At 66.4% G+C, this 13,678-nt stretch carries 11 protein-coding genes and 2 pseudogenes; 6 read left to right on the forward strand and 7 right to left on the reverse strand.

What is annotated here, in order from left to right; genetic code table 11:
* The 6 genes and pseudogenes from Y704_RS22245 to Y704_RS25445 form a co-directional block, all read left to right on the forward strand.
* Positions 1-769, forward strand: a pseudogene (locus Y704_RS22245) (nicotinate phosphoribosyltransferase); the annotation flags it as partial.
* Complete coding sequence (locus Y704_RS0116715) at positions 766-1,386, forward strand: isochorismatase family protein (protein WP_026550952.1); 621 nt, start codon at positions 766-768, stop codon at positions 1,384-1,386. The pseudogene Y704_RS22245 and the gene Y704_RS0116715, both read left to right, overlap by 4 nt.
* Before the next feature lie 33 nt (positions 1,387-1,419).
* A complete protein-coding gene (locus tag Y704_RS0116720) occupies positions 1,420-2,235 on the forward strand; it encodes an SDR family oxidoreductase (protein ID WP_026550953.1) in 816 nt (271 codons plus the stop codon).
* Between the two features lie 79 nt (positions 2,236-2,314).
* A complete protein-coding gene (locus tag Y704_RS0116725) occupies positions 2,315-3,043 on the forward strand; it encodes a class I SAM-dependent methyltransferase (protein ID WP_026550954.1) in 729 nt (242 codons plus the stop codon).
* 205 nt (positions 3,044-3,248) lie between these two features.
* Positions 3,249-4,058, forward strand: coding sequence for an MBL fold metallo-hydrolase (locus tag Y704_RS0116730; RefSeq protein ID WP_026550955.1), 810 nt, complete (start codon positions 3,249-3,251; stop codon positions 4,056-4,058).
* Positions 4,059-4,196: 138 nt separating this feature from the next.
* Positions 4,197-4,451 (forward strand): annotated as a pseudogene (locus Y704_RS25445) (aminoglycoside phosphotransferase); the annotation flags it as partial.
* A gap of 111 nt (positions 4,452-4,562) precedes the next feature.
* Here the strand turns inward: Y704_RS25445 and Y704_RS25450 are convergent.
* The 7 genes from Y704_RS25450 to Y704_RS0116765 all read right to left on the reverse strand — a co-directional run bounded on the left by Y704_RS25450 (position 4,563) and on the right by Y704_RS0116765 (position 13,522).
* A complete protein-coding gene (locus tag Y704_RS25450; RefSeq protein ID WP_051477302.1) occupies positions 4,563-5,957 on the reverse strand; it encodes a DUF2254 domain-containing protein in 1,395 nt (464 codons plus the stop codon).
* Positions 5,958-6,397: 440 nt separating this feature from the next.
* Positions 6,398-8,191, reverse strand: coding sequence for a DEAD/DEAH box helicase (locus Y704_RS0116740; RefSeq protein WP_026550956.1), 1,794 nt, complete (start codon positions 8,189-8,191; stop codon positions 6,398-6,400).
* Entirely contained in the window at positions 8,188-9,723 is a 1,536-nt protein-coding gene (locus Y704_RS22255) for an MFS transporter (protein WP_051477304.1), read from the reverse strand. The genes Y704_RS0116740 and Y704_RS22255 overlap by 4 nt, the downstream gene beginning before the upstream one ends.
* A 72-nt stretch (positions 9,724-9,795) precedes the next feature.
* Positions 9,796-10,098: a DUF3039 domain-containing protein gene (locus tag Y704_RS0116750; protein WP_026550957.1), complete on the reverse strand. Its 303-nt coding sequence runs from the start codon at positions 10,096-10,098 to the stop codon at positions 9,796-9,798.
* A gap of 89 nt (positions 10,099-10,187) precedes the next feature.
* A complete protein-coding gene (locus Y704_RS0116755) occupies positions 10,188-11,759 on the reverse strand; it encodes a hypothetical protein (RefSeq protein ID WP_026550958.1) in 1,572 nt (523 codons plus the stop codon).
* Positions 11,741-12,547, reverse strand: a complete 807-nt coding sequence (locus Y704_RS0116760; RefSeq protein WP_026550959.1) for an ABC transporter ATP-binding protein — start codon at positions 12,545-12,547, stop codon at positions 11,741-11,743. The genes Y704_RS0116755 and Y704_RS0116760 overlap by 19 nt, the downstream gene beginning before the upstream one ends.
* 15 nt (positions 12,548-12,562) lie before the next feature.
* A complete protein-coding gene (locus Y704_RS0116765) occupies positions 12,563-13,522 on the reverse strand; it encodes a tetratricopeptide repeat protein (protein ID WP_026550960.1) in 960 nt (319 codons plus the stop codon).
* Between the last annotated feature and the right edge of the window lie 156 nt (positions 13,523-13,678).

Below are 13,678 nucleotides of genomic sequence, written 5' to 3' on the forward strand. Positions count from 1 at the left end.
CCTCGAGGCGGGCCGCCGGTACGGCCTCCCCACCGTGGGCACCGCCGCCCATTCCTTCACCCTCCTCCACGACAGTGAGCGGGAGGCCTTCGAGGCGCAGGTCGCCTCGCTCGGCAAGGGAACCTCGCTGCTCGTCGACACGTACGACGTCGAGCAGGGCGTGCGGACCGCCGTCGACGTCGCGGGCCCCGACCTCGGTGCGGTGCGCCTCGATTCGGGCGACCTCGTGGCGCAGGCCCGCTGGGTGCGGGAACTGCTCGATGACCTCGGGAACACAACCACGAAGATCGTGGTCACCTCCGACCTCGATGAGTTCGCGATCGGCCTCCTGGCCTCCGCCCCCGTGGACTCCTACGGGGTGGGAACGTCACTCGTCACCGGTTCGGGAGCGCCGACCGCCGGCATGGTCTACAAGCTGGTAAGCCGCCAGGATGACGAGGGCCGCTTCATCGCCGTGGCGAAGGCAGCGAAGAACAAGGCCTCCGTGGGTGGCCGAAAGTATGCGCTCCGCCGGCTCGACGAGAACGGCAGGGCCACCGCCGAGGTGCTCGGCATCGGTACGCGGCCGAACGATGACGGCAACGACCGCCCGCTCCTGCACCAGCTCGTCCGGGACGGCGAGGTGCTCCCCGGTTGGACGGGGCCCGATGCTGTCCGACGCGCTGCGGAATGCCACCAGCAATCCCTCGCTGAACTGCCAGGGGCCATCCGCCGCCTGCAGCGTGGCGAACCTGTTATCCCCACCGAATACGAGGAGAACCTGACATGACACGCGCCCTGATAATCGTCGACGTCCAGAACGACTTCTGCGAGGGAGGTTCGCTCGCCGTCGACGGCGGCGCCACCGTCGCCGCAGACCTCAGCGACCATATGGACGAGCAGTCCGGCACGTACGACTATGTGGTGGCAACGCAGGACTGGCATGTCGACCCGGGGCCTCACTTCTCCGACACCCCGGACTACGTCGACTCCTGGCCCGTCCATTGTGTTGCAGGCACCAGGGGTGCGGAATTCCACCCGGACCTCGACACCGAGGGGATCGACGCCGTTTTTCGGAAGGGGCAGTTCGAGGCCGCCTACTCGGGGTTCGAGGGCGTCAAGGGGCCCGACGATGAAGTACCGAGCGGCGAGCAGAAGCTCGGTGCCGCGGCTGAGGCGGACGAACCCGTCCTGACCCTTGACGACTGGCTCCGCGAACACGAGGTGGAGGAAGTGGTGATTGCCGGCCTGGCCGCCGACCACTGTGTACGCGCAACTGCGCTGGATGCGCTGCAGGCGGGCTACACGGTGTCGCTGCTCACCCAGCTCACGCGTGGCGTGGACGTGGAGCGCACTGCAGACACCCTCGACGAGCTGGAGGCTGCCGGCGTGGAGCTGCTGCGCTAGCCGGCTGACTCGCCGGTTCTCTAGGATGGCCCCATGATCCCGGAGCCCGATCCGCCGCTGGCCGGCCGTGTTGCTGTTCTCACCGGGGTGAGCCGCCGGAGGGGGATCAGTTTCGCGATTGCCGAGAGGCTGGCGGGCATGGGGGCCAGCTTTTTCGTGCAGCACTACTCACCCCATGATGCGGAACAGCCGTGGGGCGCGGAGAACGTCCCCGACCTTCTCGGGGGCCTGGACGGCAAACTTACGGCAGGAGCCCGGCTCGCCGACGCGGAACTGGATTTCGCACAGGAGGATGCCCCTCGTCAGCTCATCGACACGGCGAAGGCCGCTTTCGGGCATCTGGATGTCCTGGTGTGCAACCACGCCCGCAGCGGCGGCGACGGTCCCCTGGCTGCCATGACGGCCGCAACGCTCGACGCGCACTGGCAGGTCAGTACCCGTTCCACCCTGCTGGCCACGCGCGCATTTGCCGACCAGCATGACGGACGTCCGGGAGGCCGGGTCATCTGGCTGACCTCGGGCCAGTTCCAGGGGCCGATGAGCGACGAGATCGCCTATGCAACATCGAAGGCGGCCCTGGCGGGGATCACCTCATCCGTGGCCAATGACCTGATCGACCGCGGCATCATCCTCAATACCGTGAACCCGGGACCGGTCAATACCGGCTATCTCGAGGAAACGGCCGGAATGCCCGCTGATGCGCTTGCCTCAGCGCTTGCCCGTTGTCCGACCGGACGCTTCGGGGAACCCGACGATCCGGCACGGCTCATCGCCTGGCTGATCAGCGACGAGGGCAGGTGGATGGTCGGCCAGGTGCTGAACACCGAGGGCAGGTTCCGCCGCTGGTAGCGCGCGCAGCGGGACGAGGGCGACTCCTGCCCTGTTGTCGAGGTCCGGGTTCGATCCCGACGAGGTAGCGTCGTTGTCCATGGCTGACCCGATCTTCGAACATCCACGGCTGGTGTCGATCTATGACGCCATGGACCCTGACCGCAGCGACCTCGACCCATACCTCGCCATGGTGCAGGACTTTGCCGTCCGCAGGGTCATGGATCTGGGCTGCGGCACCGGGGTGCTCGCCCTGCAACTGGCCGAGCGCGGCATTGACGTCGTTGGAGTGGATCCTGCCGCCGGTTCCCTCGCCGCAGCCCGCGCCAAACCAGGCGGGTCCGGCGTCCGATGGATTCACGGGAACGCGACGGCGTTGCCGCCGATGCAGGTTGATCTGGTTCTGATGACCGGCAACGCGGCACAAGCTATTACAGAGGAGCAGGACTGGTCGGCAACCTTGGACGGCGTCCGCGCCGCGGTGAAACCTCTGGGCCGCTTCGTCTTCGAGACCCGAGATCCTGCCCGGCGCGCATGGGAGGAATGGACCGAAACTGCATCACGTGGCACAGCCGCCGTTGAGGGCGTCGGCGACGTCGAAAGCTGGGTGGAACTCCTCGACGCAACCTGGCCGCTTGTCAGCTTCCGCTGGACCTACATCTTCGCCTCCGACGGGCAGGTACTGACATCGGACTCGACCCTGCGGTTCCGGGAGCAGAATGAGGTCGAGCACGACCTCAACGCTCATGGATTCGACGTCGAAAGCGTTCGCGAGGCAGCCGACCGCCCTGGCCGCGAACTCGTCTTCGTCGCGCGGAAATCTGGCTAGGCTGTCGCTTCATCCTCACCACCTGCGGCAAGCTACCGGTGCTTGTCCGGTTGGAAGGTGAGAGATGCGGTCAGTGGTTCGTGCTGCCGCGAAGCATCTGGGATCAACGTCCGAGCCGCGACTCCTTGCGGCCTGACCCATACCATGGGGAAGACGCGATCAGTACCGCAGCCCGCACCGACGCCCCGCAGGAAAGGCGAACTCCATGTGGATCTGTCGAGCCTGTGCTGTCGAGCACGAGGACAACGCCGAAGGATGCGTCATCTGTGCCGACGAGCGGCAATACGTGCCCGCCGACGGACAACGATGGACCACCCTCTCCGAGTTGACCGCGGCTGGGCACCGAGCGCGTGTGTCGGAACTGGAACCCGATCTGTTCAGTATCACGGTGGCGCCGAAAGTCGGCATCGGTCAGCATGCACATCTGGTGCGGACCCAATCCGGGAATCTGCTCTGGGACCCGCCCGGTTACCTCGACGACCGCGTCGTACAGCAGGTACGCGAGCTTGGCGAGGTAGTTGGGATCGTGGCGAGTCATCCCCACATGTTCGGGGTACAGGTGGAATGGAGCCGGAAACTTGGCGGTGTACCTGTACTCGTCGCCGCACCAGACCTGCACTGGGTTCGGCGGTCGGACCCGGCGATCCACCCATGGTCAGGGACGCTCGAGATCCTGCCCGGGCTCACGCTCTCCCAGCTCGGCGGCCACTTCCCCGGCAGCGCGGTGGCACATTGGGCGTCCGGGGCCGGAGGAAAGGGAGTGCTGCTGGCCGGGGACACGATCCAGGCCAATCCGGATCGAACGTCGGTAACGTTCATGCGCAGCTACCCCAACCGCATTCCGCTGTCAGCAGCAGTGGTGGAACGGGTCACCCGAGCAGCCGGAGTGTTCTCCTTCGACCGGCTCTACGACAACGTCGGCGGCGCCATCGCCGCTGATGCCCGCGGTGTGGTGCGCTACTCCGCCAACCGCTACATATCCTGGATACGCGGCGACTTCGATCACCTCACCTAGGGTGGAGCTTCTGCTCGGCGGCTCTTTTCGGCCTGAATTTCGAGGGCGTCGTGGACAGGTACTGCGTTCCCGGTCTCCTATGCTGGAGCTCATGGCTTTGATCTATGAGGTTTCCCTCCATCCCTCCATCCCTCCAAGATGGAGCTTCTGGCCCAGTGGCTCCCTGCACAGCAGTGGTTCCCGGGCGTAGGCGCGGAGCATCTGGAGCGGGTGGGTTCCTTCCGCTTCGATGATCCCGACGGAGAGGTCGGCATTGAGGTCCTTCTCATCGCCGTCGACGACGCGCTCTTCCAGGTCCCACTGACCTACCGGGATTCACCGCTCACCGGCAAGGACGACCACCTTGTCGGAACGATGGATCATGCCGTCCTGGGCCAACGCTGGGTCTACGACGGACCGGCGGACCCGGTGTACGTCACTGCAATGACGGAGGCGGTCATCAGGGGCATGCCGCAGGCGGATCAGTTTCACGAGATTGATGGGCAGCTTGCCCTGATTGCTCCATCAGTGCAGCTGAAGAAGAAGTACCTCGAAACACCGCAGGTCCAGGAGGTACCTGGTTCGAGTTCTGCCGATACGGGCCGCGTCGTCGAGGTTCCGACTCCGCGCGGGCGTCTGCGAATCTTTCGGGACCTCAAGTCCGGCGCCGAGATTGAAGGACCGCACGCTCTGATATGCACCCTGACCGGCTCGCAGATCACCGCGCAGTTGGCCTCCGCGAGCTAGACCGGCCTCGGGAAGACGCCCGCCGCGCTGATGTTCCAGGGGCGCCCGGCGGTCCGACGGGGCGACTGTGAGCAGCTCGGTCAAGGCGGCGTTGAGGCGCCGTGTCACCTGGGGTGACTCGGTGCCGGCGATTCGGATCTCATCGAAGGCGAGCCGGACGAATCCGTGCCACTGCAGGACCGGCACAGTGAGCCGCGGTGTGCCCTCCGGATCGGTGAACTCGCCCGAGTGCAAGGGGCGGCGGACGATCTGACGCAGAATATCGTGCAACCGATCAATGGCCTGTACTGCAGTCGTCGGATCGTCGAACGGGCCGGAGGCCAGTGCTCCGGCTGCGATATCGACCAGCATCCGGATGCCGTACGCCACGTCCTGATTCATCGTCCGTTCCTGGCCAAGTACGACGGCACGAGAGACCTTGGCCCGTGAGAGGCCTGCCGTCCCGTCCATGATGCGGATCAGCGCGGCGTTGGTCGGTACGAAGTCTCCGATCGCCCACAGCAGGTCGATGCGGCAGTCAGCGTCCGTGGCCAGCTGGATGAGTTCATCGTGGTCCACATCGAAAAGGATGCCGCCCTGGGTCGCAACGATGACGTCCTTCGCCACCTCGGGGCCGTCGCCCGAGTCCGGGTAGACGTTACGCAGCGTGGCCATGGTGTCCTTGGCCAGCCAATCGACCAGCGCCGCGACGCGCAGTGACTGGCCGATATGGTTCAGATACCAGACCAGGGTGACGATGCATCCGATCACCAGGATGATGGCGATCAGGACGGCGAGGCCGGGCACCGTTCCGCCCTCCGGCGTCGTCCGGACCACCCGCATGGACAGCATGGAGTGGGTGAAGGTGCCGGCGAAGAGTCCAATCGCTGCCTGGCTGGGCCTGTCCTGCAGAATCTGCCGCACGATACGGGGCGAGAAGCTGCCCATGGCCAGCTGCACCACCAACACCAGCAGGGAGAGCACCAGACCGGTCAGGGTCAACATCGCAAAGGAGATGAGGTGGAGGATCTGGATCGCGGCAGTCGGATCCCCGCTGACCTGCTGCGGTATGACGGTACCCTCAGGGTCGACGGCTGTCGTTATCAGGGAGAGCGAAATCCCGCCGAGGATGAACAGGACGGGGATGACCCAGAGGCTTGTCTTGAGCCAGTGCTTCAGCTGGAAGCGCTGCATGGGTACCCTCCGTCGCGATGTCCTGGAGTGACCCGGCCCTGATGGCTGCGGAAAGTATCCTACCGATAAAACCTGGGGCCCGACCTCTACATCGCGCGATGGAACGGCCTAGAGATTGATCCCGGCCTGAACGGACAGGGCGTCCCGAACAAGGACCGCCCCCGATTCTCCGCCGTAGTTCGCGCCGAACCGGGGGGTCGGCCACGTGCATCTCCCCCGGACCCAGAAGTTAGTCCTTCGCCCCTGTTCGATCGGCGTGCCGGATACTGACGCAAGCCACGCGGAATGGCGCTGCGCCAACGTCTGCGCGCGCTCGCTGTCCGGTGGCGTGCACTCTTCCACTCCTTCGAGGATTCAGCTCCCAGAGTCGACCTCGAAGGTTGACGTCGCGGCAGGGTCAAGGCAGTTCTACAGGCGGGAGCGTCACAGCCCGTCACTACCTACTTGCGTCCGATGAACCAGTCCTGCAGTTTCTTCAGCCGGCGCTGGAGCTGATCCTCGTTCGCCTGGGCGACGGCCGGCCCACCGCACGCCTTCCGCAATTCGGTATGGACCATACCGTGCGGGGTCCCCGTGCGGGCAGACCACGCCGAGACGTTCTTGGCCAGTTGACCGCGGAGCTCCGTGAGCTGCCGGTGGTCCACCACCGCCTCCGTGGCGGACGCCCCGGCCGGCGCAGCGCCGGCCGCCTTTCCCCGGCGTCGCGACTGCTGCTCCTGCTGGCGCTGGCGCAGCAGATGCCCTACCTGGTCGGCGTCGAGCAGGCCGGGAATTCCGAGGAAGTCCTGCTCATCCTCGCTTCCCATCTCTCCGCCGGTTCCGAACTCGCCGCCGTCGAACAGCACGCGGTCGAAGGACGCCTGGGATTCGAGCGCCTCGAACTTCTGCTTCGTCAGTGAATCCGACGCCTTCTCCTCGCGATTCGCAGCCTCCATCAGGCTGTCCTCCAGTGCGAAGGCATCCTCCTCCCCTGTGGCCGGGCGGTCCAGGGCGTGGTCCCGTTCGAGCTCGAGCTGGTTGGCCAGGGCCATGAGGTTGGGCACGGAGGGCAGGAAGATCGACGCTGTCTCACCCCGGCGCCGGGCACGCACGTAGCGGCCGACAGCCTGTGCGAAAAAAAGCGGGGTGGCCGTCGACGTCGCATACACGCCAACTGCCAGTCGGGGCACGTCCACGCCCTCGGAGACCATCCGGACCGCCACCATCCACCGCTTGTCCCCCACCGAGAACTCCTCGATCTTGGAGGAGGCTTTGACATCGTCGGAGAGGATCACCGTGGCTGACTCGCCGGTGATCCTCTTGAGCTGCCCGGCGTAGGCGCGGGCGTCGTCGTGGTCGGTCGCAATGACCAGGCCTCCGGCGTCATGCACGGTACGCCGCACCTCGGTGAGCCGCCGATCCGCGGCGGCAAGGACTGCGGGGATCCATTCACCCGATGGGTTGAGCGCTGTCCGCCAGGCCTGGGCGGTGATGTCCTTGGTGACTGCTGCCTCGCCGAGCGACGCCGCCATCTCCTCGCCCGCGCTGGTACGCCAGCGCATCTGGCCGGAGTAGGCCATGAACATGACCGGGCGCACCACGTGGTCGCGCAACGCCTCGCCGTAGCCGTAGGTGTAGTCGGAGCGGGAGCGCCGGATGCCGTCGCCGTCCTCCACGTACTCGACGAAGGGGATGGCCGCGGTATCTGACCGGAACGGGGTTCCGGTCAGGGCGAGACGGCGCACGGCGGGTTCGAAGGCCTCCCGGATGCCGTCTCCCCAGGACAGCGCGTCCCCACCGTGGTGGATCTCGTCAAGGATCACGAGGGTCTTTGCGCCCTCGGTCTTGGCGCGGTGGAGCATGGGCTTGCTGGCGACCTGGGCGTACGTCACGGCGACCCCGATGAAGCTGCCGCCGTGGCGGCCGTCGGCATTCTTGAAGTTGGGGTCGATGGCAAGTCCCACCCGCGCTGCGGCGTCGGCCCACTGCCGCTTGAGGTGGTCCGTGGGGGCCACGACGGTGATCCGGTTGACGATGCCCCGCTCCACCAGCTCCGTTGCCACGCGGAGGGCGAAGGTGGTTTTTCCGGCGCCGGGGGTGGCCACGGCCAGGAAGTCCTGCGGCGATCCCGTGAAGTACTTCTCGAGTGCTTCGCTCTGCCACTGCCGCAGCTTGGGAGCGGTGCCCCAGGCAGCCCGCTCCGGATATGCGGGGGGCAGGGCTGCGCCGGCACCGAACAGGGTGTCATTACTCACGCCGGGACAGTACCTTCCATTGCGTTCTTGGGATTCCGCGAAGGGTCGGCGTCGCTGGACTGCGCCCCTCTCAGACCCGAAACTATACCTGCTGCGGCGAACACACACAGAGCCAGCCAGATCGCAACAAAGACCGACACCTGCCCCGGGTCCCTCGGGTCGCGCAACAGTGCGAAGAGGGCTCCCGCCCCGGCTGTTCCCACCACTCCCCCCAGCTGGTCGGAAATCTGCAGTGATGCCGAGTTTCGTCCCTGCTCAGAGGCGGAGGAGAACTTCAGCACCAGCACCGACGTACTGGAGAGTGTCATGCCCATCGCGAATCCGGAGAACGCCCATACCAGGACCAGCAGCCATAGCGGAGCCTCCACTGACGACGCCAGGGCGAATCCCGCCAGCGACAGGGACAGGATGGTTGATCCGGCAACCAGCAACCATTCACGCCGGAAGCGCACCCGGACCTGCAGGAAGGATCCACCGGTCCAGCCGAGGGCACCGGCACTGAGGGCAAGGCCTGCTGTCGCAGCATCGAAGCCCCGTGCGGAGACGAGCATGAGCGGAATGAAGGCCTCTGCGCCGAAGAACGCCACGTTGACGAAGCCCCGCGTGGCGATGATGCCCGGCAGCCCCTTCGCGAGTCTCAGCGTCCCCGGAGGAAGCAGTCCGGGCAATGTCAGGAAAACTGCGATCAGTCCCGCTACGGCGAGCAGGATGAACGCAATTGTGGACATGGTGCTGCCGCTGCCATCAGCGGCAAGCCTGCTGAGAGCCCACTGCGCGGCGAAAACGCCCCCCGCAAGACCGATGCCCCGCAGCGCCCGCGAACGCGCGGACGCAGCCTCGTCTGTGCTTGAACCGGTTGGGCCGGCTCCGGTATTGCCGGTTCCGGCAGGGTCCGTCTTGGCACCGCCCGATCCGGCACCGCCAGATCCGGCAGGGTCCGATCCGGTATTGCCGGTCCCGCCGTCGCTTCCGGCCGCGCCGAGCGTCGCCGTTTTCGGCCACACGATGAGGACAGCCGCCAGCACGATGGGGGCCACGCCGAGGAACACCCAGCGCCACCCCAGGTTCTCGGCAACGATGCCGGCCACCAACGGGCCCACCAGTGCGGGCAGTACCCACGCGGCGGACAACCAGCCGAACACCACGGGCTGGAGGTGGCGGGGAAATGCGCGGGCAATGACCACGTAGAGTGCCACGATCATGAACCCGCCTCCCAGACCGGAGATGGCCCGCCCCACGGTGACGAGCCAGAAAGCGGGAGCAGCACCGGCGGCCAGCAGGCCGAGGATCATGAGGACCATGCCGACACCCAGCGCCGGACGCGGACCCCGGCGGTCACACCACGACCCCGCGAGGACCGTTCCGAGCAGCGACGCCGTCAGGTACATGGAGAACGCCAGGCCATAGCTGGCCTCCCCCTGCAGTTCCCTTGCGACGGAGGGCATCGCTGTGACCACTGCCATCGCTTCGAAGGCGGCACAGGTGATGATGGCGAGAATGCCGACCGTCAGGGGGCGCAGCTCTTTCGACATGGCGCCCACGGAACGACCCGGCCGGGGAGCCTTATTCATCGCGGCTGGGGCGACAGATCATCAAGTGCGGCCCTACTTTTTCGGATCGTCCTTTCCTGGACGCAACCCGTTATAGATGTCCTTGCATTCGGGACAGACGGGAAACTTCTCCGGATCGCGCCCCGGGGTCCATACCTTGCCGCACAGGGCAATGACCGGCTCCCCGCTGAAAGCCGACTCCATGATCTTTTCCTTGCGCACATAGTGCGCAAACCGTTCACGGTCACCGGGTTCGACCTCTTCGCGCACTTCCTCGCGCTCGATGGTGGCCGTCGAACCTCCCGTTCCGGGGGTGTCCAGCGGATCATTGTCAAAGGGATCTGAGGGCATACTCATGGATCCAGTCTATCGTCCGACGATGCTCACAGGACTTTTGCACACCCCGGAACTGCCGGAATCCGGTCGTGCCGGCTTCGCGGTGGTGCCTACTTGTTGACGGACACCGCCTGCAGCAGTTCCGGGCCCCTCGTGTCATACCAGCGGCCCCCCACCCGGATCCCGAGCACCAGTGCTGCGGCACCGAGAGCTATTCCTGCGGCAAGGCTCAGCCAGCCGAACAGTGCATTCCCGGTGATGAAGTATGCGACTGCCAGGAGAATCTCCGGCAGCGCGAGCGCCAGCAGCACGAGCCATCCGACGAACTGGATGCCGAACATCGCGAAGTTCGTGCCGGGCGGCGTCCTGAACGGACTTTCGCCGGGAAGCGGCACGTTGTAGGTATAGCGTGCCGAGACCACCGAGGAGAGCCCTGTGCCGGTCAGGAGCAGACCGGCGGACAGGCCCAGCATCACGGGAAGGTGCTCCAGGCTTCCGGTGATCACCAGCGGCACCACGGTGAAGACCAGCGCAAGCGGAACGCCGAACAGCAGAAGCCCTCCCGCCCGGCCGGCCCGGTCGGCCCGCCCGCTGACCCCCGTCGACAGGTGGAGCCAGAACGCGGTGTTGTCGTAGGAGATATCCGCCGAGATGGACCAGACCAGCAGGAAAGCGGTAATGGGACCCACGAAGTTGAACGCGGCGAGACTGTCCGCCTGGGAGCCGCTGAAGTAGAGGACAACTGCTATGAGGGGAACCGTCAGCAGCGACGCGGAATAGCGGGGATCCCGCACCCAATAGGTCAGCGACCGTGCCGCAACCGCCGCGGACGGCGTGGCGGGCAGCCTGCCGAACCATCCCAGGTTGCCCCCACTCTTCCTCGTCACGGAGTTATAGGCCGGCGTGACCAGGGCCCGGCCGAGACTGGCGGACCAGAGCCACAGGCACAGCACGATGCTGGCCACTCCCACCAAAAAGTGGAGCAGTGCCTGCAAGGAATTTCCGAGGGCGATATCTGCCGGAACCGCCCAGAGTGCTCCCAGGGGCGTCCACGCGAGGACGTCGGCGAGAACCACTGCAAAGTCCGGAGAATTCTGGAAACCCGCGGTGATGCCGCCGATGATGGGCCCGAGGAGCACCAGCGGGATGATCGTCACGATCCCGCTGACATCCTTGAACCTCCGCGTTCCGGCAAGCGCCGAGATCGCCGTCGTGACGAGACGTGAGGCGACGACGCACAGCACCACCGCCAGCAGCCCGCAGACGGGTGCGACGACGGCGGCTGCCGGATACCGGATCCAGGTGGCGGTCTGGGTCAGGGCCGCCACCAGGGTGACGACGCCGGGAACCCCCAGCAGGCCTCCCAGAGTAAGGCCTGCCAGGAGCTGTCTCATGGGCACGGCGAACGTCACGAAACGGGCCGGATCCAGGGTCATATCGATGCCGGCTGCAGCGACCGGAATCACCATCCAGCCCAGTACCGCCGCCGATCCGCCGATCACGAGTACCGAGCGGATCAGGTGGGGGTCCGCCGTACCGAGCAGCACCAGGCCCACGGTGAGGAACCCCAGGACTCCAAGGCCGTAGAGGCCGCCGAGGATCAGGCCGATCAGCTGGCCGGTGCTTCGCCTCAGCGAGTTGCGCAGCAGGGTGAGTTTCAGCCTTACGAGGTCCGCAACCATGAAAGACCCTCCGCAGTGCTGCGTCCTCCCACCAGTTCGACGAAGCGGTCCTCAAGGCTTCCGTTGCCGCGGACCTCATCCACCGTTCCCGCAGCGAGCACGGTTCCGGCAGCGATCACCGCCACGTGGTCGCACACGCGCTGCACCAGATCCATCACGTGGCTCGAGACGATCACCGTTCCCCCGGAGGCCACATAACTCTTCAGGATGTCCCGGATGTTGGCTGCCGAGACAGGATCCACGGATTCGAACGGCTCGTCGAGCACCAGCAGCCTGGGTGCATGGATCAGGGCCGAAGCCAGGGCGATCTTCTTGGTCATTCCCGCGGAGTAGTCGACCACCAGCGTGCCGGCGTCGCCGGCGAGATCGAGCGCGCGCAGGAGGTCCTGCACCCGTCCGGCGACCACGCTCCTGTCCATGCCCCGCAGGAGCCCTGCGTAGCTGACGAGCTGCTCGCCGGTCAGCCGGTCGAACAGCCGCACCCCGTCGGGGAGGATCCCCAGGAGCCTCTTTGCCTCGAGCGGGCTCCTCCACACGTCCACGCCGTGCACCAGGGCCTGCCCGAAGTCAGGACGCAGGAGTCCTGTCGCCATCGAGAGTGTGGTGGTTTTTCCGGCACCGTTCGGCCCGACGAGGCCATAGAAGGAGCCCGCCGGAACATCGAGACTGATGCCGTTGACGGCTATCTTCGAGCCGAACCGTTTGGCCAGCCCCCGGAGGGAGAGCGCAACCGCTTCCGGCCGGTGAGCCGGCGGCGGATCTGTCGGCGGAGGCAGCTGGGAGCTCATGCCCAAAGGCTACTGTCAGAAGAGCGCGCGCGCGAGGGCACTGCGCGCCTTGGTGACGCGCGGATCGGACGTGCCGACGACGTCGAACAGCTCCAGCAGGCGCTTCCGCGCTGTTTCCTTCTCCTCGCCTCCGCTGCGGGCGACGAGGGCCACCACGCGGGCAAAGGCATCCTCCACATGCCCGCCCGTGATGTCCAGATCGGCCACGGCCAGCTGTGCGGGAACGTTGTCGGGCTGGTCTGCACCGGCCTGTCGGAGCTCCGCAGCGTCCGCGCTGTCCAGCCGCTGCATCAGGTCCACCTGCGCGAGGCCCGCTTTGGCGTCGGTATCTGCGGGCTGCTCGGCCAGGGCTTTGCGGTACGCCGCGGCGGCTGCCGCGTAGTCGCCCGCCTCGATGGCCTCGAAGGCTTCCTGGTGCAGGGGAGGCAGCGCCGGTTCGGTCGGTTCCGCGTCCGGGGAGGGCGCTGCGGCGTCGTTGAGTGTTCCGGTGACCCCGTTCGCCTCGGCCACCTTCAGCAGTTCATCGATCAGGGCCCGAAGCTGCGGTTCAGGCATCGTCCCCTCGAACAACGGTACCGGCTGGCCCTTCACCACGGCCACCACGGTGGGCGCGGCCGAGACCTGGAAGGCCTGCGCGATCTGCGGCTGCGACTCGAGGTCGGTATGCGCCAGGAGCACCCGGCCATCGAGTTCGAGTACCACAGCCTCCAGCGCGGCGCTCACCTGCGCTGACTGCTCGCTCCAGGAGGCGCGGAAGTCCACGATCACCGGTACCTGCGCCGAGAGCTGGACGAGCTGCGGGAAGGTCTGCTCCGTCACCGCCACGATGTAGGGGCTTTGCGCCGCAGGGGCGGCCTCGCTCGGAGCAGGCCGTGCGGCGGCGTCGGCCCGTGCCTTGAGGGCGGAGAGATCGACGGCCCCCCGCAGGTTCATCGACGACGGCGGCACTGCGCCCCGCTGTGCTGGTATGGACACTTTTCTGCCTTTCCTGAACCCCGGTAACAGTCGGCGCCACAAGTTTGAAACGCACACCCAACTGTAACGAACAGTGGCCCCTTGGGCACCTCCGGCTGTTAGTGTTTCGTCTGTCCCACCAGCGGTCGAGGCACCGCCAAAAGCGAAAGCAGAGCC

The organism is Arthrobacter sp. Br18, from assembly GCF_000520555.1.
Lineage (GTDB): Bacteria > Actinomycetota > Actinomycetes > Actinomycetales > Micrococcaceae > Arthrobacter_D.

Coding starts and splice junctions, on each gene's coding strand:
- Y704_RS25450 (WP_051477302.1), bottom strand. CDS start 5,957: ATGCAGCGCTTCCAGCTGAAGCACTGGCTCAAGACAAGCCTCTGGGTC.
- Y704_RS0116755 (WP_026550958.1), bottom strand. CDS start 11,759: ATGGTTGCGGACCTCGTAAGGCTGAAACTCACCCTGCTGCGCAACTCG.
- Y704_RS0116725 (WP_026550954.1), top strand. CDS start 2,315: ATGGCTGACCCGATCTTCGAACATCCACGGCTGGTGTCGATCTATGAC.
- Y704_RS0116720 (WP_026550953.1), top strand. CDS start 1,420: ATGATCCCGGAGCCCGATCCGCCGCTGGCCGGCCGTGTTGCTGTTCTC.
- Y704_RS22255 (WP_051477304.1), bottom strand. CDS start 9,723: ATGTCGAAAGAGCTGCGCCCCCTGACGGTCGGCATTCTCGCCATCATC.
- Y704_RS0116730 (WP_026550955.1), top strand. CDS start 3,249: ATGTGGATCTGTCGAGCCTGTGCTGTCGAGCACGAGGACAACGCCGAA.
- Y704_RS0116750 (WP_026550957.1), bottom strand. CDS start 10,098: ATGAGTATGCCCTCAGATCCCTTTGACAATGATCCGCTGGACACCCCC.
- Y704_RS0116715 (WP_026550952.1), top strand. CDS start 766: ATGACACGCGCCCTGATAATCGTCGACGTCCAGAACGACTTCTGCGAG.
- Y704_RS0116760 (WP_026550959.1), bottom strand. CDS start 12,547: ATGAGCTCCCAGCTGCCTCCGCCGACAGATCCGCCGCCGGCTCACCGG.